Origin of the sequence: Leptotrichia sp. oral taxon 498 (genome assembly GCF_002240055.1) — a bacterium.
In the GTDB taxonomy this organism is placed as follows: Bacteria; Fusobacteriota; Fusobacteriia; order Fusobacteriales; family Leptotrichiaceae; genus Leptotrichia; species Leptotrichia rugosa.
In genome coordinates this window covers 656,843-677,639 of the sequence record NZ_CP016753.1, presented here as the reverse complement: position 1 = coordinate 677,639, position 20,797 = coordinate 656,843, and the positions used below count along the sequence as shown (strand labels likewise).

17 protein-coding genes and 2 other RNA genes are annotated in these 20,797 nt (G+C 29.6%); 11 read left to right on the top strand and 8 right to left on the bottom strand.

The genetic code is table 11. The features are described from left to right. The first annotated feature begins 39 nt into the window (after nucleotides 1-39). From BCB68_RS03190 to BCB68_RS03170, 5 genes are all read left to right on the top strand, one after another. Nucleotides 40-1,800 carry an ABC transporter ATP-binding protein gene (locus BCB68_RS03190; RefSeq protein ID WP_094079506.1) on the top strand — a complete coding sequence of 587 codons (1,761 nt, stop codon included), beginning with the start codon at nucleotides 40-42 and terminating at the stop codon, nucleotides 1,798-1,800. A 122-nt stretch (nucleotides 1,801-1,922) separates the two neighbouring features. After that, nucleotides 1,923-2,543, top strand: a complete 621-nt coding sequence (locus BCB68_RS03185; RefSeq protein ID WP_094079505.1) for a hypothetical protein — start codon at nucleotides 1,923-1,925, stop codon at nucleotides 2,541-2,543. Nucleotides 2,544-2,599: 56 nt separating this feature from the next. Next, nucleotides 2,600-3,649: an RnfABCDGE type electron transport complex subunit D gene (locus tag BCB68_RS03180; RefSeq protein ID WP_094079504.1), complete on the top strand. Its 1,050-nt coding sequence runs from the start codon at nucleotides 2,600-2,602 to the stop codon at nucleotides 3,647-3,649. Between the two features lie 78 nt (nucleotides 3,650-3,727). After that, a complete protein-coding gene (locus tag BCB68_RS03175; RefSeq protein ID WP_094079503.1) occupies nucleotides 3,728-6,844 on the top strand; it encodes a DEAD/DEAH box helicase in 3,117 nt (1,038 codons plus the stop codon). Then, on the top strand, nucleotides 6,841-7,476 hold the full coding sequence (locus BCB68_RS03170) for a methyltransferase (RefSeq protein ID WP_094079502.1): 636 nt from the start codon (nucleotides 6,841-6,843) through the stop codon (nucleotides 7,474-7,476). The genes BCB68_RS03175 and BCB68_RS03170 overlap by 4 nt, the downstream gene beginning before the upstream one ends. A gap of 80 nt (nucleotides 7,477-7,556) precedes the next feature. On the opposite strand, the gene BCB68_RS03165 is transcribed toward BCB68_RS03170, so the two are convergent. The 8 genes from BCB68_RS03165 to ffs all read right to left on the bottom strand — a co-directional run bounded on the left by BCB68_RS03165 (nucleotide 7,557) and on the right by ffs (nucleotide 12,441). After that, nucleotides 7,557-8,072 (bottom strand): COG2426 family protein, encoded by a 516-nt coding sequence (locus BCB68_RS03165; RefSeq protein WP_094079501.1) that lies wholly within the window; start codon nucleotides 8,070-8,072, stop codon nucleotides 7,557-7,559. Between the two features lie 159 nt (nucleotides 8,073-8,231). Further along, nucleotides 8,232-8,975, bottom strand: coding sequence for a sirohydrochlorin cobaltochelatase (locus tag BCB68_RS03160; RefSeq protein ID WP_094079500.1), 744 nt, complete (start codon nucleotides 8,973-8,975; stop codon nucleotides 8,232-8,234). A gap of 124 nt (nucleotides 8,976-9,099) precedes the next feature. After that, entirely contained in the window at nucleotides 9,100-9,339 is a 240-nt protein-coding gene (gene rpsR, locus BCB68_RS03155; RefSeq protein ID WP_094079499.1) for a 30S ribosomal protein S18, read from the bottom strand. 39 nt (nucleotides 9,340-9,378) lie between these two features. Then, a complete protein-coding gene (locus BCB68_RS03150) occupies nucleotides 9,379-9,882 on the bottom strand; it encodes a single-stranded DNA-binding protein (RefSeq protein ID WP_094079498.1) in 504 nt (167 codons plus the stop codon). A 30-nt stretch (nucleotides 9,883-9,912) separates the two neighbouring features. Then, nucleotides 9,913-10,197 carry a 30S ribosomal protein S6 gene (rpsF, locus tag BCB68_RS03145; protein WP_068155616.1) on the bottom strand — a complete coding sequence of 95 codons (285 nt, stop codon included), beginning with the start codon at nucleotides 10,195-10,197 and terminating at the stop codon, nucleotides 9,913-9,915. 202 nt (nucleotides 10,198-10,399) lie between these two features. Beyond that, nucleotides 10,400-10,738: a transfer-messenger RNA gene (ssrA, locus tag BCB68_RS03140) on the bottom strand. A 99-nt stretch (nucleotides 10,739-10,837) separates the two neighbouring features. Next, nucleotides 10,838-12,082, bottom strand: coding sequence for a GNAT family N-acetyltransferase (locus BCB68_RS03135; RefSeq protein WP_094080753.1), 1,245 nt, complete (start codon nucleotides 12,080-12,082; stop codon nucleotides 10,838-10,840). 94 nt (nucleotides 12,083-12,176) lie between these two features. Further along, an RNA gene (gene ffs / locus BCB68_RS03130) (signal recognition particle sRNA large type) lies at nucleotides 12,177-12,441 on the bottom strand. Between the two features lie 152 nt (nucleotides 12,442-12,593). Between ffs and pheS the strand changes: the two genes are divergently transcribed. The 6 genes from pheS (at nucleotide 12,594) to murD (ending at nucleotide 20,781) form a co-directional block, all read left to right on the top strand. After that, on the top strand, nucleotides 12,594-13,610 hold the full coding sequence (pheS, locus tag BCB68_RS03125; protein WP_094079497.1) for a phenylalanine--tRNA ligase subunit alpha: 1,017 nt from the start codon (nucleotides 12,594-12,596) through the stop codon (nucleotides 13,608-13,610). 75 nt (nucleotides 13,611-13,685) lie between these two features. Continuing rightward, complete coding sequence (gene pheT / locus BCB68_RS03120; protein ID WP_094079496.1) at nucleotides 13,686-16,085, top strand: phenylalanine--tRNA ligase subunit beta; 2,400 nt, start codon at nucleotides 13,686-13,688, stop codon at nucleotides 16,083-16,085. A 35-nt stretch (nucleotides 16,086-16,120) separates the two neighbouring features. Then, nucleotides 16,121-16,636 (top strand): HRDC domain-containing protein, encoded by a 516-nt coding sequence (locus BCB68_RS03115; RefSeq protein WP_094079495.1) that lies wholly within the window; start codon nucleotides 16,121-16,123, stop codon nucleotides 16,634-16,636. Between the two features lie 112 nt (nucleotides 16,637-16,748). Then, a complete protein-coding gene (locus BCB68_RS03110; RefSeq protein WP_094079494.1) occupies nucleotides 16,749-18,134 on the top strand; it encodes a UDP-N-acetylmuramoyl-tripeptide--D-alanyl-D-alanine ligase in 1,386 nt (461 codons plus the stop codon). 35 nt (nucleotides 18,135-18,169) lie between these two features. Beyond that, nucleotides 18,170-19,258, top strand: coding sequence for a phospho-N-acetylmuramoyl-pentapeptide-transferase (gene mraY, locus BCB68_RS03105; RefSeq protein WP_094079493.1), 1,089 nt, complete (start codon nucleotides 18,170-18,172; stop codon nucleotides 19,256-19,258). Between the two features lie 143 nt (nucleotides 19,259-19,401). Further along, complete coding sequence (gene murD, locus BCB68_RS03100) at nucleotides 19,402-20,781, top strand: UDP-N-acetylmuramoyl-L-alanine--D-glutamate ligase (RefSeq protein WP_094079492.1); 1,380 nt, start codon at nucleotides 19,402-19,404, stop codon at nucleotides 20,779-20,781. The last annotated feature ends 16 nt before the right edge of the window (nucleotides 20,782-20,797 follow it).

The window sequence follows — 20,797 nt, the reverse complement described above, 5'->3', positions numbered from 1 at the left end:
ATTTTTAAGTTTTTAGATTTAAAAGAAAGGAAAATAAAAATGAAAGTTATTGAATCAGAAAATTATAATTCAATAAAAAAATTAAGGAAATATATGAAGCGTTACTCGATTCCTATATTTTTAAATATTTTGCTGGCAATGATTTCATCAGCGGTGTCTTCGGCACCACTTGCTCTTATAAAAAGACTTTTTGATAAGGGAATTATTGAGAGCAATGAAAAAGATATTCTTTATGCGGCAGGGTCTATGATTTTGCTTGCAATAATAGGAGCTGTGCTAGTTTACTGGAATACTGTATTTTCAGCATTAATTTCCGCTTCGATATACAAAAATATCGTCGATGATATTTACATAAAGATACAAAAACTTGATATGGAATATTTTTCTAGTGCCAAAATTGGAGAACTCATGACAAAGGTCGTAACTGACCCAAATAATATAAATAGTGTAATAAAAGAAACATTTAATATGATTCCAGAAATTTTTAAAGTTGTGATTTGTTTTGGGCTTGCACTTAGTATTGACTGGAAGTTGACTTTGGGAATTTTAATTGTTGCACCTGTTTTGATTACGGTTGTAAAAAAATATTCAAAAAAATTAAAACGTTCTGGGAAAAAAAGGCAAGAAGCGATGGGAGTAATAAATTCAAAATTGCAGGAGTCACTTTCTGGAATCCGTGTTATAAAGGCATTTGCTATGGAACAGGAGGAAATCAGAGATTTTAGAATAAAAAATACGAAGTTGAAAAGAATTGCCATTCAAACTGCGAAATACAATGCTCGCTCAAGTGCTGTTTCAGAAGCGTTAAACTACATTATGATAGCGGGACTGTTACTTGCAGGAGGTTATCGTGTTTTACGAGGACATGATTTCACGCCAGGAGATTTTGTCACTATAATGGGAGCCATAAGTTCGATGTATACTCCAATTCGTCGTGCAATTACTAGATTTAACGAAATTAGCGTGGATATTCCGTCAGTTGGGAGAGTTTTTGAAATTTTGGAGGAAGAACCTAAGATTATTGATAACGAAAATAAGATTTTATTTCAATATTTTTCAGATAATATAACTTTTGAAAATGTGGATTTTAAATATAAAGATAGCGAGGAGAGAATTTTAAAAAATATAAATTTAACTGTAAAAAAAGGTGAAACAGTGGCTTTTGTAGGAAATTCTGGCGGTGGAAAATCGACCCTTGTAAATTTGATTCCTAGATTTTTTGATGTGTCAAGTGGAGTGATAAAAATTGATGGAGTGGATATAAAAGATTATGATGTGAAGTCTTTGAGAAAAAATATTGGAATAGTTCCGCAGGAGACATTTTTATTTTCTGGAACAATTTTGCAAAATATAAAATACGGAAAAAGAGATGCTACTTTTGATGAAATAAAAGAAGCCGCAAAAAAAGCTAATGCACATGATTTTATAGAAAATCTGGAAGAAGGCTATAATACTGAAATCGGTGAACGGGGAGTAAAATTGTCAGGAGGACAGAAACAGAGAATAGCAATTGCTCGTGCAATTCTTGAAAATCCGCAAATTCTTATATTGGATGAGGCTACTTCAGCTCTGGATAATGAATCAGAAAAATTAGTTCAAGATGCGCTGGAAAAATTGATGGGAAATAAAACTACATTTGTCATCGCTCACAGACTTACAACTATTGAAAATAGCGATAAAATAGTGGTGTTGCAGCAAGGAGAAATAAAAGAAATAGGAACTCACACCGAGCTTCTGGAAAAAAATGGACTTTATAGGTCACTTTATAACAAAAACTTTGATTTTTCTAAAAAAAAATAAGGAATTATTAGGAAAAATATGTTATAATAAAAAATAAATATAATTTGAGTAAGTAATTGTAAAAGTAAAAAAATTTAAGCTTTTACAAGTGACTAAAATATAATAAAAATTAGGAGAGAGCTATGAAACAAATAAAAGGAATTTTCATATTTTTAATTTCTGTCGGATTACTTGCATTCGGAAGTTTAACTGCGAAAAAGTCAAAAAATTTGAATCAAAAAACAAATATTAATCCATTTTCTGGAATTATGAATAAGAAAAAAAATACTAAAAAAGTGGTAAAAGCAGCTCAGCCGGCACCTGAAAAAGTACAGCAAAGTACGCCAAAACCTGCTACTCCGCAAGAAATAGCTGCAAAGGAAGCACAACTTAAACAGCAACAGCAGCAGGAACAACTTAAGCAACAGCAGTTGCAACAACAGCAGCAATTACAACAACAGCAACAACAAAAATTAAGTCAAGAAAAAAATCTTCAAGGTCAGTCGGCAGCTAGTGTCAATGAAAAATTTGCAATGGATGTGAATGGTAAAAAGCATCATAAAAAAGGCAAGAAAAAATTTGCTGTTGAAAATGGAAATTATGCGCCTAAAAAATTTAAAAAGCATTCATCGGGAAGTTCATCTGGCAACAAAAAATCGTCTAGTTCTACCAGTGGTGAAAGTAGCAGCAGTTCATCTTCTTCTGCCAGTGGAAGTGAAAGTGGTGGAAGTAGTCAAAGCTCAGGTGCATCATCACAAGAATAAGTTAGAAAAAAATAATTATTAAAAGTTTAACAAGAAAGGTAGTGAAAAAATTTATTATGTTTAGAAGAAAAAAAAGAGAGATTAATGAAAATGTCTTTAAGACAAACATTGACATTTTTATTTCGCTAGTTCCAATATTTTTAGCGTCTTTTATTTATACTTTACAACCACTGATAACTATAGTAACTTCTACTATTGGAGCGGAAGTCGTGGAATTAATTTACTTAAAATTATATAGAAAGCAGAATATCTCAGAAAGAAAGGACACATTTTCTTCCACAGCTATAGGAGTTTTAACAGGACTGATTTTACCTCCATTTGTACCATTTTATGTAGCGCTTTTTGCAGGAGCGATGGCTGTTGTTTTTGGAAAAAATGTTTATGGAGATATTGATAAAAAAATATTTAATCCAGTTGTATTGGGAAAATTATTTGTTGTGACATTTTTTTCAAAATTTCTGATTCCAGAATCTCCAGTTTGGGGATTTGATGGGGCACTTACAATACCAATTGACAATTCTTCAAAGATAATGTCGCTATTTATAACAAGTAGAGGAATGATAGGTTCATTGTCTGTCTTAGCAATTGTTATTGGAGCAATTTATTTGATCTTTCGGCAAAGAATAACTTGGCATATTCCAGTGGCCTTTTTTATAACAATTTTTATGGGATTAAATTTGGCGGCGAATAATGGCATTTTGGTGTCAACTTCACTTGGAGAGTTTTTATTCTTTGGAGTTTTTGTAATGACGGATAAATTTACAAGTCCAGAGCATTCTTTTGGAAAAATATTTTTTGGGGTTATGCTTGGAATTTCGACAATTGCTTTTTGGTTTTTGGGTGTTCAGTCAGAAGCCATCATTTACTCAATCTTAATTTTAAATATTTTCACAAGAGGAATAAACATTATTTACAAACCAAATGTGTTTGGAAATGAGACTGTTTCGATTGCGGAAATTATTCAAGGACTTGGATTTGCAATATTAATTATGATTTTAGTCTTTGTGTTCGCATTTTTACACAACAATGGATTTATACCATATTTAGTTTACATCTATTTAGTATTTGGAGTTTGGAAGTTGTACAATCAAAATAATGAAGATTAAAAATAGGGAAATAAATCCTATTCACTTTGGCTGAAAAGCCAGAGTGTTTTTTTTATATTTTAAAAGAGAGGGTGGAAAATGGAATTTTTTAATTTTTTAAAACAGATGGATAAAAGTTTTTTTGCAAAATTAAATGAGAAAGATAAAGTGTATCGAGGGGAAATTCCGTGGATTTTGCAGCGATCGAAAGCTAAAAAAATAATTTATATTTCAACTTCCAATAAAAATTTAGAAAATTATTATTCAATGCTGGATAATTATTATAATGAGAAAAATACTTTTTCTAAAAGTTCAGATAAAGATACAAAATATATTGATATTTTTGAAAATATTTCGCAAACTAAAGAAGATATTGTCGGAATCAATGTAAAAATGCTGGATATTTTAAGAAATCAAGATAAATTTATTTTATTTATGAATTTACAAATTTCACTCGATATTTTTTTTGAAAAAGTAAATTTTTTGGAATTTAAAATTGGAAGCGAATATAAATTTGAAAAAATAAAAAAATTTTTTTTGGAAAATGGATACGAAAGTTCTTATTTAGTTGAAAAGAAGGGGCAGTTTAGCCAGCGTGGGGACATTGTTGATATTTTTCCACCAGATTTGGAAAATCCTGTTAGACTTGAGTTTTTTGGCGATGAATTAGAAAGCATTAGATTTTTTGAAGTTGACAGCCAGATTTCGATTGAAAAAATTAAGGAGATAAAAATTTTTGGAAATGTTTTGAGTGGAAGCGAATATGAGCTAGTCGAAATAATTTCGGAAATAAATAATGACGAAGTTTTAATTGCTATCGAAAATAAAGAATTAATTGACTATAAAATGGAAGAATATATTTTGTTAAATCGAAAAAAAGAGAATTTGTATCGAAAGAGATATGAAAATTTGAAGAAAAAAAGTTTTTTTATTTCCACAAAAAATTTTAGTAAAGAACAGCTGGAAACTTTTAAAGATAAAGAGAAGCTGGAAAAATTGGCAAATCAAAATAAAATTTTTATTCAAACAAAAAATTACGAAAAAAAACTTTCCGAATACAATCACATTTTGAAAAAAAATCAAAATAATTTTTTTGTTTCAAATTTTGAGTTATTTGAAGGATTTTTTAGTGAAAAAAATAAAAGTTTTGTTTTGACGGACAGGGAGCTTGATGGCTATATCTATGAAAATTCCAGAAAAATAAAAAAATCTATAAAATATAAAAAGCTAAATCAAATTCTAGTAGACGACTATGTAATTCACATCCAGTATGGAGTTGGAATCTACAAAGGAATTCAGACTATTGATGACAAGGACTATTTAAAAGTAAAATATGCCGATGAAGATATTTTATACATTCCTGTTGAAAAGCTGGACAGGCTTGAAAAATATATTTCTAATGATTTGGAGCCCAAATTATTTCGTCTGGGAACTTCTGGATTCAAAAGAAAACGAAAAAAATTGGAAGAGGACATTCAAAAATTTGCAGCTGAACTTATAAAAATTCAAGCTAGAAGAAAAAGACAAACTGGATTTATTTATCAAAAAGATACGGTTTGGCAAGAGGAATTTGAAGAAAGTTTTCCATTTGAGGTTACACCTGATCAGAAAAAGGCGATTGACGATGTAAAAAATGATATGGAAAGTCCAAAAATTATGGATAGGCTCGTCTGCGGCGATGTCGGTTACGGCAAAACTGAAGTTGCTATGCGTTCGGCATTTAAAGCGATTGACAATGGAAAGCAAGTAATTTTGGTAGCTCCTACTACAATTTTGGCTCAGCAGCACTTTGAAAGGTTTAAAAAGCGATTTGAAAATTATCCGATTATCATAGAAAATTTGTCAAGACTTACAAAAAGTAAATCAGATGAAATTTTAAAAAATTTAAAAAATGGAACTGTGGACCTGGTTATTGGAACTCACAGGCTTTTGAGCGATGACGTTGTCTTTAATAATTTGGGACTTTTAATCATTGACGAAGAGCAGAAGTTTGGAGTAAAAGCGAAAGAAAAATTAAAAGAGAAAAAGGACAAACTGGATGTTTTGACATTGACTGCAACTCCAATTCCAAGAACGCTAAATTTGTCGCTATTGGGAATACGGGATATTTCAATCATTGACACGCCGCCAGTTAATAGGCTTCCAATAATAACGGAAATTTTGGAATGGGACGAAAATAAAGTAAAAATGGCAATTTTAAAAGAATTGTCTCGAGATGGTCAAGTTTTTTATATCTATAACGATGTAAAAAACATGAAAAATAAAGTGCAGGAACTAAAAGAAATCATTCCAGATTTTGTAAAAATAGAATTTATTCACGGACAGCTTCCGCCACAGGAAATTAAAGATAAACTTATTCGCTTTGAAAATGGAGATTTTGATATTTTGGTAGCTTCCACGATTATTGAAAATGGAATTGACATTCCGAACGTAAACACAATTTTAATAGAAAATTTTACAGGACTTGGATTGGCTCAAGTTTATCAGCTAAAGGGTCGTGTAGGACGAAGTAATAGACAGGGCTACTGCTATTTGTTAAAGACAAGAAACACAACAAAATTGGGAAAACAAAAAGAAGATAGCCTCTTTAAAGTGGAAGGAATAAAGTCTGGCGGTTTTCAAATTTCTGTCGAAGATTTAAAAATTCGTGGCGCTGGAGAAATTTTGGGGGACAAGCAGCATGGAACAATTGAAACTTTTGGCTACGATTTGTACATAAAGATGTTAAATGAAGAAATTCAGCGTCAAAAAGGGGAATTTAGCGAAAAAGTTGAAAACGTGGAAATTATTTTATTTGATCAAGGATTTATTCCAGAAAATTATATTCAGAATGAAGAAAAGCTAAATATTTATCGCCGTTTTGCCACGCTTTCATCAAATGAGGAGCTAAAAGATTTAGTTTTTGAAATAAAAGACAGATTTGGAAAAATTCCAGAAAGTTTGAAAAAGTTTATTATGAGTATAAAATTTAAGTTATTTGCTCAAAAAAATAAAATAAAGAGGACTTTGGAAGTAAAAGATGGCTATAGATTGTATTTTGTGGAAAATTGTGAAAAAGAAATAAAAAATTTGGCTGAAAAAATAAAAATAAAAAAAGTGGAAAGTTTGGAAATTTTGGGGGAAAATAAAAAAAATGTAAACGAAGAAAATTTTGTTGTAATTGAAGTTTTGAAAAAAGAATTTTTGGAAGTTGTCAAAAGGGGAGAAAAGTTGTGAAATATGTAGAAAATTTGGAGAGCGTAAATAAAAAAATAACGATTTTGAACGAAGGTTTAAAAATAACAGAAGATGCAATTTTGCTTTCAAAATTTATAAAAAAATATAACAAAAAATCTGGTGAGTTTTTGGAAATTGGCGCAGGACAAGGAATAATTTCAATTTTAATTTCAGAAATTTCAAAGGTTTCAAAAATTTTTGCCGTCGAAATTCAAAAAGAGATATTTGAAATTTTGGGAAAAAATATAAAAAATAATTTTTTAGAAAACAAAATAATTCCAATAAATAAGAATATAAAAGAGATAACGGGGCAATTTGATGTAATTTTTTCAAATCCACCGTACAAAAAAATTAACAGCGGAAAACTTCCAAAAAAAGAATCGGAAAAAATTAGTAAATTTGAAATTTTTTTAACTTTGGAAGAACTTTTTTTTGAAATAAAAAGGCTGCTGAAAAATTATGGCGAATTTTTTGTCATAGTTCCAAATGATAGGCTTAATGAAGTTTTTTCATATGTTTATGCAAATAAAATGAATATTTTGGAAATAAAAATTAACAAATATAAAACTCGGGATTTGGTCATTTTGCATGGAAAAAAAGGTGGAAAAAATTCTGAGATAAAATTTTTGTAACAAAAAAACTCCTAAATTGGAGTTTTTATTTTATTATTATTTTATTTATTTATTTTTTTATTAAACTTTAAATTTAGAATTTAATGTTTAAAAATTGTCAAAGCTCCGTATGAAACTAAAATCATAATAATTGCTGCAATTAATACACCTAAAGTTATATACCAAAATGATTTTTTCCTATCAAATTGAAGAAGTGCCGCGATTAATGCACCTGTCCAAGCTCCCGTTCCTGGAAATGGAATGGCAACAAATAGCATAAGTCCTATAAATTCTCCTGTTGCAAGACTTTCGCTTCTTTTCATTGCTCTATCTTCTATTTTTTTTATAATCCCAGTACAAATATTGTGTTTTTTCAAAAAGTCAAAAACTTTGACTGAAAACCACAAAATGAATGGAACTGGAAGTAGGTTTCCAATGACGCTGACAGCCATATTTAGATACCATGGAAGTCCTAAAGCCGCTCCCACAGGTATTGCTCCACGCAGCTCAATAATTGGCAGCATTGAAATAAAAAAAACTCCAAGCGCTTTATTTAAAAGTGGCGCTGTCAAAAGCGAAGTCTGTATAAATTTACTAAAATCTTCAGCTAATTTCATAATTTTTAATTTTTTCCTTTCTTTCTTTCTTTTTTTCTTATTTTATTTATTTTTATTATTATTATTTCTTTATTTACTAAACTTTACTAACTTATTAAATATTTTATTTTTTACTATAATCTTAAATTTCCATATTTATAAAATCAAAATTATTATTTATTATTCATATATTTTTTCAAATTTTTCAAAAAACATTTTTTGAATAAACGGATATTCTCCCATTCCGATAAGTTCTGTTTCAACTTTGTAACCATTTTTTTCTAAAATTGTCTTCCAGGAATTTTCGTCATCTGACATAATGTCGTTTTTAGCATGATCTCCAGCTACAATTAAAAAAGGTTTTAGCAAAATCTTTTTAAAATTTGTGTTTTTTAATTTTTTCAAAATATGCTCAATTGTTATTTTTCCTTCGATAGTTCCAATAAAAATATTTTCTTTCCCAAATTTTTTATAATAATTTTGCAACTTTTCATAACTTTCATCAGAAGCATCTTCTGAGCCATGTCCTACAAAGACAATGGCATCATTTTCTTTTGCGTCATTAAATTCTTTATTTTCAACAATTTTTTTGAAATCAAGTTCATTAAATAACAAAGGTTCTGAAATTTTTCCAAATTTATCGCTTAATTTTTTGTATTCAATTCCATTTAAAATATGTAGCGACATTGTGAAAATTTTTTCAAATCCATAATTTTTAAGATCTTGCAACGCTTCACTTTGATTAAAAATAATCAAATTTCTTTTTATTTTGAGTTTTTCCCTAACTTTGTTGGAAGTAAAAGCTCTCTTGCAATTTTCAAATCCATATTTTTGTCCCATTTTATTTTCAATAACATCAATTGTCCTTTTTAGCGCATCTTCGTGTGTTGTTCCAAAACTTGCAATTACAATGCCTTTTTTCATACAAATAAATTCTCCCTTTTTTTATTTTACTGATATATTGTATCATTTTAATAATATTTGTCAATAAAAATAAAAAAACCACCTAAAAATAAATTATATTATTAGGCAGTTTTTAAATGTCTTATTATTTTTCAATTCTTGTGTAAGGCATTAAAGCGATTTGTCTAGCTCTTTTGATTGCCTTTGCTATTTTTCTTTGAACTTTAGCTTCTAATCCTGTAACTCTCGCAGGAGAAATTTTACCTTTATCATTCATAAAGTTTTTTAATAATTCAACATTTTTATAATTAATATCTTCCACTTTAAATTTTACTTTTGGTCTTCTTTTTCTTCTTTTAAATTCAGTAGCTGGTTTTGCTCTCATTCGATCACACCTCCTAATTTTTTTACTTTAAATTATTTTTTAAAATGGAAACTGATCTTCATCTTCGTCATCATCATCGTCTTCATCAGCAAAGTTATTGGAATTTTTGTCATAATATATGTCTTCATCAACATCTGAATCATCATCTTCAAAAATTTCCTCTTGTTTTTTAAAAGACTTTTTTGATTTCTTACTTTTATAAGAACTTTGATATTCGTCGTCATAATTTCCATTATTTGCACTGTTTCCAGAACTTTCGATAAATTCAAACCGGTTTACTAGGACATCTGTTGTATAAATAGTTTGACCATTTTTTTCATAACTTCCTGTTCTAATACTTCCTTGTACCAAAATTCTTTGACCTTTTTTAAAATAGTCAGAAATAGTTTTTGCAGTTTTTTCCCAAGCAACACAATTTATAAAGTCAGTTCCTTCTCCAATTCGATTTATTGCTATGTTAAACCTAACAAATGCCTTTCCGCCTGAACTTCGATTTAATTCTGGATCTCTTGTCAATCTTCCCATCAATATAACATTATTCATATTACTTGTCCCCCTTGTTTTTACTATTTATTAGTCATTTTTGACAATCATATATTTTAAAATTGATTCATTGATGTTTAATTTTGATTCAATTTCTGTGAATCTTGTTCCATCTGTTTGGAATGTAGTTAATACATAATATCCATTTTCTTTTTTCTTAATAGGATAAGCTAATTTTCTATCTCCCCAAACTTCTGTTTTTACTTCAACTGCTCCAGCAGCTTTTAAAGTGTTTTCTACAAATTCAACTCCAGCATTTTTTTCTTCTTCAGTCAATTGTGTAGATAAAATAAACATAATTTCGTAATTTCTCATTGATTTTCTCCTTTCCTTTGGCTTTTTTAGCCCTACTTCCAAATAGAGCAGGTTTCATATAATTATATCAAAAATAAATGTCAAAATCAAGAATATTTAAAAAAATTTTTTTGTAAATAAAGATTTATAAAAAAATAAGTCTAAAAAGACTTATTTAAATATGAAAATGATTAATTTATTTATAAAGATTTTATTTTTGTTTTGGTGGAAATGACGGGAATCGAACCCGTGTCCAAAATAAAAAGTCTTTACTACCCTCTACAAGTTTAGTTTATTTATCTTTTTAACTTTTAGATATTAAACAAACAAAAGTCTAAAAGCGAGATTATAAAATTTCCTCAAGTGACATAATCATACATTTGAGTAAGCCGTAAAAAGTAACATCATCTAGTGGAAAAACGGCATTTCCAAAAGTGATGAGCCGCTATCTTAGGCAGCTAATGCGTAATTATCGTTTCCGATTATATTTTAGTTGGATTTTAAAGCTCCCGCTTACTTGCTAGTAATAAGTTTTTTATCCTGTCGAAACCAAAACATTCCCAAATGTTTATTTAAATATTTTTTAAATACTTTTTTCAAAACTATATTAACATATTTTTTTTAATTTTTCAATATAAATATTTTATTTTTAAAAAAATTTTTAGTCGTTTTCGTACATTGGTTCTATATGCACAAATAATGATTTTATATTAGGGTGCTGATATTTTATTTTTTTTGAAATTGTATTTATAATTTCGTGAGCTTCTTCTATTGTCTTGTCTTTTTTCATTCTTGCATCCAAGAAAATATGAATATCTTTTCCAGAAGTTGTCATTTTAAAGTCGTGTGCATTTTCGATTTCTTCAAATTCTAAAATTTCATCTCTTATTTTGGAAAGCAGTTCTTCATTTTGGGAATCCATCAAGATTAAAGAATTATCTCTTATTAATTCATATCCGCTCTTTAAAATGTAAATCGCAACGATAAGTCCAATAATTGTGTCAAAAACAGGATTAATTTCGGAGCATAAAAGTCCTATTAATACTGAGATTGAGATTATAATATCGTTTTTGTAATCTTGAAGCAGTGAATTTATCAAAGCGCCTCGATAACTTTTTGTCTTATTTTTCATAAAAATTAACTGAAAAACTTTTATTAAAATAGAAATTATCGAAATTGTGATAAGAATATTGCTTAATTTTACATTTTCTCCATTTTTTGAAAAAACCTTTTCTATATTTTCTCGAATCAGCTGAACTGCAGAAAGCATAATAAATGTTCCAATTATGATGCTGAAGACAGATTCTATTTTTCCGTGTCCAAAAGGGTGTTCTTTGTCTTCAGGATTGCTTCCAACTTTCAAGCCGATAATTACCAAAATATTTGTAATCAAATCTGAAAACGAGTTTAATCCATCCGCTAAAAGCGACATACTGTTAAAAATTTTTCCAGAAAATATTTTTAAGAAAGCTAGAATAATATTGATAATTATTGCCACTTTTGCTACAAAAACCATATTTTTTTTCTGTTTTTGAATTTCCAGAAGTTTATCTAAAATATATCCGTCTTCTGTTCGCAAAAATTTTTGCTTTTCCAAAAAATTGTTCATCTTTTTGTGATTTGTCACAGTCAATGAATCACATTTTTCTTTAGTTATCCAATTGATTATATATTTTAGCAAAAATGTTCCATAGCCATTATTTCTATATTTTGGAATTACAAAAATCTTTTTCAGTTTTGCGTTTTTTTCCAAATTTATTGTCGCATATCCACACAACTTTTCTTCATTATAAATGAAAAAAAGTTCGTCATTGTCTAAATCTATTGAAAAATTTATATCTAGTGCTCGGAATTTTTGTAATTCTTTTGTTATATTTGACTTTTTATCCCAATGTTCAACTTTCATTTTTCCTCCAAAATTGTTTAAATTAAAAGTATAAAAAATAGAATAGCAATTGCTATTCTTTATAGATTTCATAATTTTATTTTCAAAAAGAGCGTCATACGCCAAACAATCGAAGAAATTTTACCATCCGTTTCTTAAGATAAAGACTCAAAAACAGCTACCCCATAAACCTAGAAAAACTAACTTAGTGCTGCTTCGTTCCCGACCTGACACGGTTCGTAAGCTTCCTACAATATGGGACCATCTTCTCAACATCTTTAAAATAAGGCGTTGACACTAAAACTCCCCTCAAATTTGGCATCACCTCTACTAAAGCGGATTGTAGATACAGGGCACCGCTATCTCCCCGGCTAGTATGACAATTGTATTCTATCATTTTTTTTTGAAACTGTCAAATATTTTACTCTGTCCCAATATTTTTGGAATCTTGCATAATATTTAAAATAGTAGTATAATTAAAAAATAAGCTTTAAATTAAAAAATAGAACAAAAATTAGGAGGAAATAGATAAATGTTGGAAAAATTGGCACAGCTTCGAGAAGATGTTCTAAAAAAACTTAACGAAATAGAAAATCTTGAAGAAGTTAATGATCTGAAAGTGAAAATATTGGGTAAAAAAGGGGAATTTACGGCAATTATGAAAGAAATGGCAAATATTGCCGCTGAAAAAAGAGCTGAATTTGGAAAAACTACTAATGAAATAAAAAAAGTGCTGCAAGATAAATTTAACGAAACAACTGTCAATTTGAAGGAAATTGCAAAACAGGAAAGACTTAAAAATGAAACTATTGATATAACTTTGCCGGGAAGAGCAGCCAATATCGGTTCACTTCATCCAATTACAAAAACTGTCATGGAAATTAAAGATATTGTATCTGAAATGGGATTTGACATTGTTGACGGACCAGAAGTTGAGTATGTCAAATATAATTTTGACGACTTGAATATTCCTAAAACACATCCATCGAGGGAGCTTACCGACACTTTTTATATAAAAGATGACGTTGTTTTAAGAACTCAGACTTCGGGAATGCAAATTCGTTACATGAAAGATAAAGTTCCACCATTTAGAATGATTTCTGTTGGAAAAGTGTACCGTCCTGATTATGATGTGTCGCATACTCCGATGTTTCACCAAGTTGAAGGGCTTATGGTGGGAGAAGATGTGTCGTTTGCTAACTTTAAAGCAGTTTTGGAAAACATAGTGAAAAAAATATTTGGAAAAGATAGAAATGTGAGATTTCGTCCACACTTTTTCCCATTTACAGAGCCGTCTGCTGAAATGGATGTGGAATGTGGAGTTTGTAAAGGAAAGGGTTGCCGTGTATGTAAAGGTACAGGTTGGCTTGAAATACTTGGAAGCGGAATGGTGAACTCAAAAGTTTTGGAAAATGCTGGAATTGACGCAAAAAAATATCAAGGGTTTGCATTTGGATTGGGGCTTGAGAGAATTACAATGCTAAAATATGGAATTGATGATTTGAGAGCGTTTTTTGAAAATGATGAAAGATTTTTGGATCAATTTTAGAATTTTTGAGAATCTAATGGGAGTTTTAAAGTAAAAAATAGATAGAAAAATTTAAAAAATAAGGAGAAGAAAAGAATGCTGATTTCGTTAAACTGGTTAAAGCAATATATAGATTTAGATGGAATTGAAATAAGTGAACTAGAAAATGCCTTAACTATGATTGGGCAGGAAGTGGAAAAAATAGATGTAAAAGGGGAAAATCTTGAAAAAGTTGTGACAGCAAAAATCGTTGAAAAAGAGATGCACCCTGATTCTGATCATCTTACAATTTGCAAAGTTGACAACGGAAAAGAAGTTTTGCAGATTGTGTGTGGAGCGCCTAATCACAAAGCTGGGGACAAAGTTGCACTGGCACAGATTGGAGCAAGACTGGCTGAAGATTTTGTCATAAAAAAAGGAAAAATTAGAGGTGTGGAATCAAGCGGAATGCTTTGCTCGGAAGAAGAGCTTGGGCTTGGAAGCGATTCTAGCGGAATTATGATTTTGCCAGAAGATGCACCTATTGGAATGCCGTTAAAAGAATATCTTGGAGTAAACGATGTCGTATTTGAGTTGGAAATTACACCAAATAGACCAGATTGCTTGTCTCACATCGGGATTGCAAGAGAACTTGGGGCTTATTACAACAAAGAAGTTAATTATCCAAGTACAGAAATAAATAGTGAAACTGGTGAAAAAACAGAAGATAATATAAAAGTAGAAATTGAAAATAGCGATTTATCGAAAAGATATGTGGCTAGAATTATAAGAAATGTGACTGTGAAAGAAAGTCCAGCTTGGCTTAAAGAAAGAGTTGAGTCAATCGGGATTAGAAGTATAAATAATATTGTGGATGCTTCAAATTTTGTAATGATGGAAATGAATCAGCCAAATCACACTTTTGATTTTGATAAAATTGCTGGAGGAAAAATTTCGGTTAGAAGTGCCAAAGAAAACGAAAAACTTGTGACTTTGGATGAAGAAGAAAGAGAGCTTACAACAGACGACATCGTCATTTCTGACACAGAAAAAGCAGTGGCACTTGGTGGAGTGATGGGTGGTCAAAATTCACAAATTACTGAAAATACAAAAAATATACTTTTGGAAGTAGCTCATTTTAATCCAATAAACATTAGAAGAACATCTAGAAGACTTGCACTTATCAGTGATTCTTCGTATAGATTCGAGAGAAGAGTTGATAGAAGTAACGCTATAAATGTGATTAATAGACTTGCAAACTTGATTCAAGAAGTTGCTGGTGGAGAAATTTTAGCTGGAGCAGTTGATATTTATCCAGAACCTTATGCTAGAAGAGTTGCGACACTTAGTTTTGAAAAGCTTCACAGATTTGTTGGGAAAGTTATTCCAAAAGAAGAAGTTATTCGAATACTTACAAAACTTGAAGTGGAGGTTAAAGATAATGGAGATAGCCTTACACTAACTGCACCAACCTACAGAGATGATTTGGAAAATGAGCAGGATTACTTTGAAGAAGTTATTAGAATGTACGGTTTTGACAATATCGAAAATATTTTGCCAAGACTTGACATCAATCCAAAAGCGACTATGGATACAACTAAACTTTATGATAAAGTAAAGGTTATCGCTTCTCAAGCAGGGTTAAAAGAAGTGATAAATTACAGCTTTGTGCCAAGAGATGCGATGGATAAAATTAAATTTACAAAAGTTCCAAGAGAAAATTTGATAGACTTGCCAAGACCAATTACAGAAGATTTTGCAACATTGAGACCAACACTAATTTATAGCCTTTTGAAAAATGCAAAAGATAATATGAATAAAAATGTATCAAACATAAGATTTTTTGAAGTGAGCAGAACTTTTGAAAAAGGGGAAGAACTTGCTAGTGAAGAAACTAAACTGGCATTTATTCTCGCTGGGGAAAATGATAAGACTTTGTGGAATGCAAAACCTGTACCTTACGATTTTTATGACTTAAAAGGAATTGTGCAGGAAATTTTTACAAAATTAGGATTTAAAAATTATCAAATAAAAAGAAGCGCTGCGACTGAACTTCATCCAGGAAGATCGGCAGATGTATTTGTCGGACGGGAATTAATCGGAAGTTTCGGGGAAATTCATCCAGATGTGTTAGAAAATTTTGACTTGAATAAAAAAGCTGTCTTAGTTGCAGAATTTAGTATTGACTTGATTAAAAAATATATTGGAAGAAAAACTGTTTATGAACCGCTTGTTAAATTTCCAGCAGTACCAAGAGATTTTGCTTTTGTTGTAAAAGAAGATGTGTTGGTTGGGGATATTTTGAAAGCAATTGAAAAAGTTGATAAAAAGATTGAAAAAGTGGAATTATTTGATATTTATCGTGGTGTGGGAGTTTTACCTGGCATGAAGAGTGTGGCAATTAGTGTAATTTTGAGAGATAAGAATAAAACTCTTGAAGAAAAGGAAATTGTGGAAATTTCAAATAAAATTGTGAATAAAGTTAAAAAAGATTTTGACGGTATCTTGAGACAATAAAGTCAAAAAAGTTAAATAAAAGGGGGAAAAAGGTTATGTTTAAAATTATAACATTGCCGTTTGACGAGGATATGGAAGAGTTTGACCAAGATAGGCTGGAACGAGAATTTTTGTTTGCACTAAAAGATTCTGAAATAAAAAAGTATAAGCCAGAATTGGTGGAAATAGATGGAAGATATTACTGGACAGTTTTTGTTGAATATGAAAAAATAAAAAAAAAAGAAAGTGAAAATGTTTCTTTTCAGAAAAACGGTGAGTTTAGGAAAAATCAAAATTTGGAAAAGAAGAGTTTGCCTGAAGCAGAACTTCAAACTAAAAAGGAATTGGAGCTTTATAGAGTTTTAAGGGAGTGGAGGCGGGAACAATCGGATGATTTAGGTTACCCACCTTACATAATTGCTTCTAATAGACTTCTTGTGGAAATAGTGAAGGCTAGACCTAAAAATTCTTTGGAACTTTCAAAAATAAAAGGTATGGGAGAAAAAAAGACAAAGGAATATGGCAGGGAAATTTTGTTAATTTTAGAAAATTTTTATGAAGCTAGTGATTAAAAACTAAAAATTCTATTAAATTAAAATTAATTTTAAAAATATATTGAAAAAATGGTTATCTAGTGATATAATCCTACAGAGAAATACTAAGTTAAAATATGGAGAACGAATTATGAAAAAAAGTGATGTCTTTGCTGCTCTTTTAAAGGAAGAGAATATAGAGTTTGACAGGGAAATAATTGATTTTGACAATGTCGAAATGAACTCGAAAAAAATTAAAGATAAAGATTTATTTGTTGCGATAAGAGGTGGAAATAATTTTGTAAATGAAGCGCTTAATAAAGGTGCTTTTGTAGTTTATGATAATTCGGATATAGAAATAGACGGGGGCTTTGAAAAAAAGGCTTTTTTTGTGCATGACAGCGTAAAATTTTTACAGAAGTTTGCAAAAAAGTGGTGTGACAGCCTTAATATAAAAGTGATAGGAATTACAGGAAGCAACGGGAAAACTACGGTTAAAGACATGATTTATCATATTTTGTCTCAAAAGTATAAAGGGAAAAAGACGCTGGGAAATTACAATAATCATATTGGATTGCCTTTTACTTTACTTCGGAGCGAGACGGATGATAAATTTATTATTTTGGAAATGGGAATGAGTGATTTTGGGGAAATTGACTTACTTGGACAAATTGCAAATCCCGATATAAACGTCATAACAAATATCGGAGAATCACATCTTGAATTTTTAAAAACAAAAGAAAATGTTTTTCGTGCTAAAACGGAAATTTTACCGTATATAAAAGAGGCACTGATTGTAAACGGAGATGACAAATATCTAAAAAATATAAAATCCGAAAAAATAAAAGTCGTAAAAGCGCTAAATCTACAAAAAAACGACTTTTTAGAAGATTCGGAAAATTTTTATTATGGAGATATTGAATTTGATAAAAATAAAACGAGATTTATATTGAAATATTTTGGAAAAATCTGTAAAAAAAATGTAACGAGAAATTATGAAACAAATGTTTTGGGAGAGCATAATGTTTTAAATTTGACAATGGCAATAGCGGTTGTAAAACAGTTTGGAATTGAAGATAAAGTGATTGAAGATGCCATAAAAAATATAAGTTTGACTGATATGAGATTTCAAATAATTGAAAAAGGGGATTTAACTTATATAAATGATGCTTATAATGCAAGTCCTAGTTCTATAGAAAAATCACTTGAAACATTCTCAAAAATTTATAACGAAAGAAACATAAAAAAAATTATAGTTTTAGGCGATATGTTGGAATTAGGAGAAAATGAGCTTAAATATCACGCAGATATTTATGATGTCTTAAAAAATGTGAAATTTGACTCGATTTATTTGTTTGGTGAGCGAATTAAAAGTCTTTTTGACAGGATTGAAAAAGAAAGTTTACAAAATAAAGAAGTTATTTATTTTGAGAAAAAAACTGAAATAAAGGAAAAAATAAAGGGAATTGAAGGAAAGAAAGTTGTTTTATTGAAGGCTTCGAGAGGAATAAAACTGGAAGAAATTATAGAAGAATAGAAAGGAGATAGAATTTTTAAAATTCTAAAAAAATAATGTTATATTTATTGCAAAAGTTATTCATAAACAATTTTGGAACACTGAGAATTTTTAAATCTATTATAGTTAGATCTTCTGTGGCATTTGCCGTGGCATTTTTGTTTATGCTTATGTTTGGAAAGCCGTTTATCGCTTGGCTGAAAAAGAAAAAGTATGGGGATACAGCGAGAGAGGAAGGACCAAAATCTCATTTTGATAAATCTGGGACACCTACGATGGGTGGAATTTTAATAATAGGAGCTATACTTTTTGCGACATTAATTGCTGGAAATTATGAAAATAAATTTATAATATTTTTGTTTTTTATAACAATACTATTTACAACAATTGGGTTTTATGATGATTACTTGAAATTGACGCGACATAAAAATGGACTTTCAGGAAAAAAGAAAATTGTGGGACAACTTATTATAACTGCAATAACTTTTTGGTTTATTTATAAGTTTGGAATGATTAATAAAACAATTGATTTTTCAATAGTAAATCCAATAATTAAAAATTCATATTTGTACATAACGCCGATTTTATTTTTCGTATTTATGGGTTTTGTCATAATAGGTTCATCAAATGCGGTAAATTTGACAGATGGACTTGATGGATTAGTGAGTGGACCTATAATTGTTGTAAGTATAACATTATTTATAATTACATATTTAACAGGGCATTATGAATATGCAAAATATTTAAATTTGAATTATGTCAGAGAGTCTGCAGAGATTTGTGTGTATCTCGCTTCGATTGTCGGAGCTCTAACTGGATTTTTGTGGTTTAATTTTTATCCAGCGCAAGTGTTTATGGGAGATACTGGTTCACTTACTCTTGGAGGGATATTAGGAATAGTAGTTATTTTCTTAAAGCAGGAATTGCTGCTTCCAATTGCAGGATTTATATTTATTGTGGAAGCGTTGTCCGTTATGATTCAAGTTTGGCACTACAAAACTTTTGGAAAAAGAGTGTTTAAAATGGCGCCAATTCATCATCACTTTGAATTATTGGGACTTCCTGAAACGAAAGTTACGATAAGATTTTGGATAGTTTCAATTATGACTTGTCTAATTACATTTTTAATTTTGAAAATGAGATAAAAATAATTTAAAATAAAAAAGCGAAGGATGATTTTTTCATCCTTTGCAAAAAAATAAAAAAATTGTATTTTTATTTAATTTTTTTAATAAAATTTTGTTATAAAAATAAAATAAGTATATATGAAAAAGAGAGGAATAATCATATGGATAAAGCGATAGTTTTTGGAGCGGGACTAAGTGGTCACGGAGCGAAAGAATTACTTGAGAAAAAAGGTTACAAAGTGTATTTAGTGGATGATAAAGTGGCTTTGAGCTCAGAAGAAGGAATAAAAATTTTAAATGAAGAAGATATAGAGTTTGTTGTAAAAAGTCCAGGAATACCTTGGAAAGCACAACTTTTAAAGGTTGCAAAAGAAAAAGATATAAAAATAATTTCAGAAATTGATTTGGCGTATAAATATGTTAACAAAAATATAAAAATAATTTCATTTACGGGGACAAATGGAAAGACAACAACTTGTACAAAAATGGCAGAGCTTTTGAATTTTGCAGGATTTAGAGCAAAACTTGCTGGAAACGCCGGCTTTTCATTTGCAAAGCTTGTGGCGGATGAAACACCGCTAGATTATGTAGTTTTGGAGTTAAGCAGCTATCAGCTGGAAAATAATCCACAAATTCACTCACATATTGCTGGAATTATAAATTTAACGCCAGATCATTTGACAAGATATGCCACATTGGAAGATTATTATTCGACAAAATTTGATATTTTTACGAAACAGACAGCTGATGATTTCGCAATTATAAATTTGGACGATGCAGAATTTTTTGAACTTTGTGAAAAAAGAGAAAATTTAAAAGATAAAATAAGAGCAGAAAAAGTTTATTTAAGCAAAGAGACAAAGGGGACAGCGTTTATATATAAAAATAATATTCGCATTATGAGGGATTTGACTAAAAAAGTTGATGAAAATAATATTTCCGATGAATATGTCGAAAAAAATTCTGAACTTTTGATGAATGTTGGTGAAATGTCGCTAAAAGGAAAACATAATTTGGAAAATATGCTGTTTCTAATTTTGGCTGCAAAAATCTTGAATGTTTCAAATGAAAAAATCTCTGAGTTTTTGAAATCTACAGCACCGCTTGAACACAGACTTGAGAATTTTTTTACAAAAGGGAATACAGCTTTTATCAACGATTCAAAAGGGACAAATGTGGAATCTACTTTAAAAGCGATAGATTCTTTTGATAACAAAATTGTGATGATTTTAGGTGGAGATGATAAAAAAATTGATAATATGCCACTTATAAAAGAAGTTAGTAAAAAGGTGGACTTTGTTTATTTAATTGGGGATAATGCACAAATTTTGATAGATGATATGGAAAAAGTCAATTACAAAAACTACAAAAATTTGAAAACTGTTGAAAATGTACTTTTGGATTTAAAAGAAAATTTAGATTTTGAAAAAAATCAGACTGTACTTTTTTCTCCAGCAACTTCAAGTTTTTGCCAATTCAAAAGTTTTGAGCACAGGGGAAAAGTTTTTAAAGAATTGACTGTAAAAATTTTAGGAAAATAAAAAATAGGAGAAAATA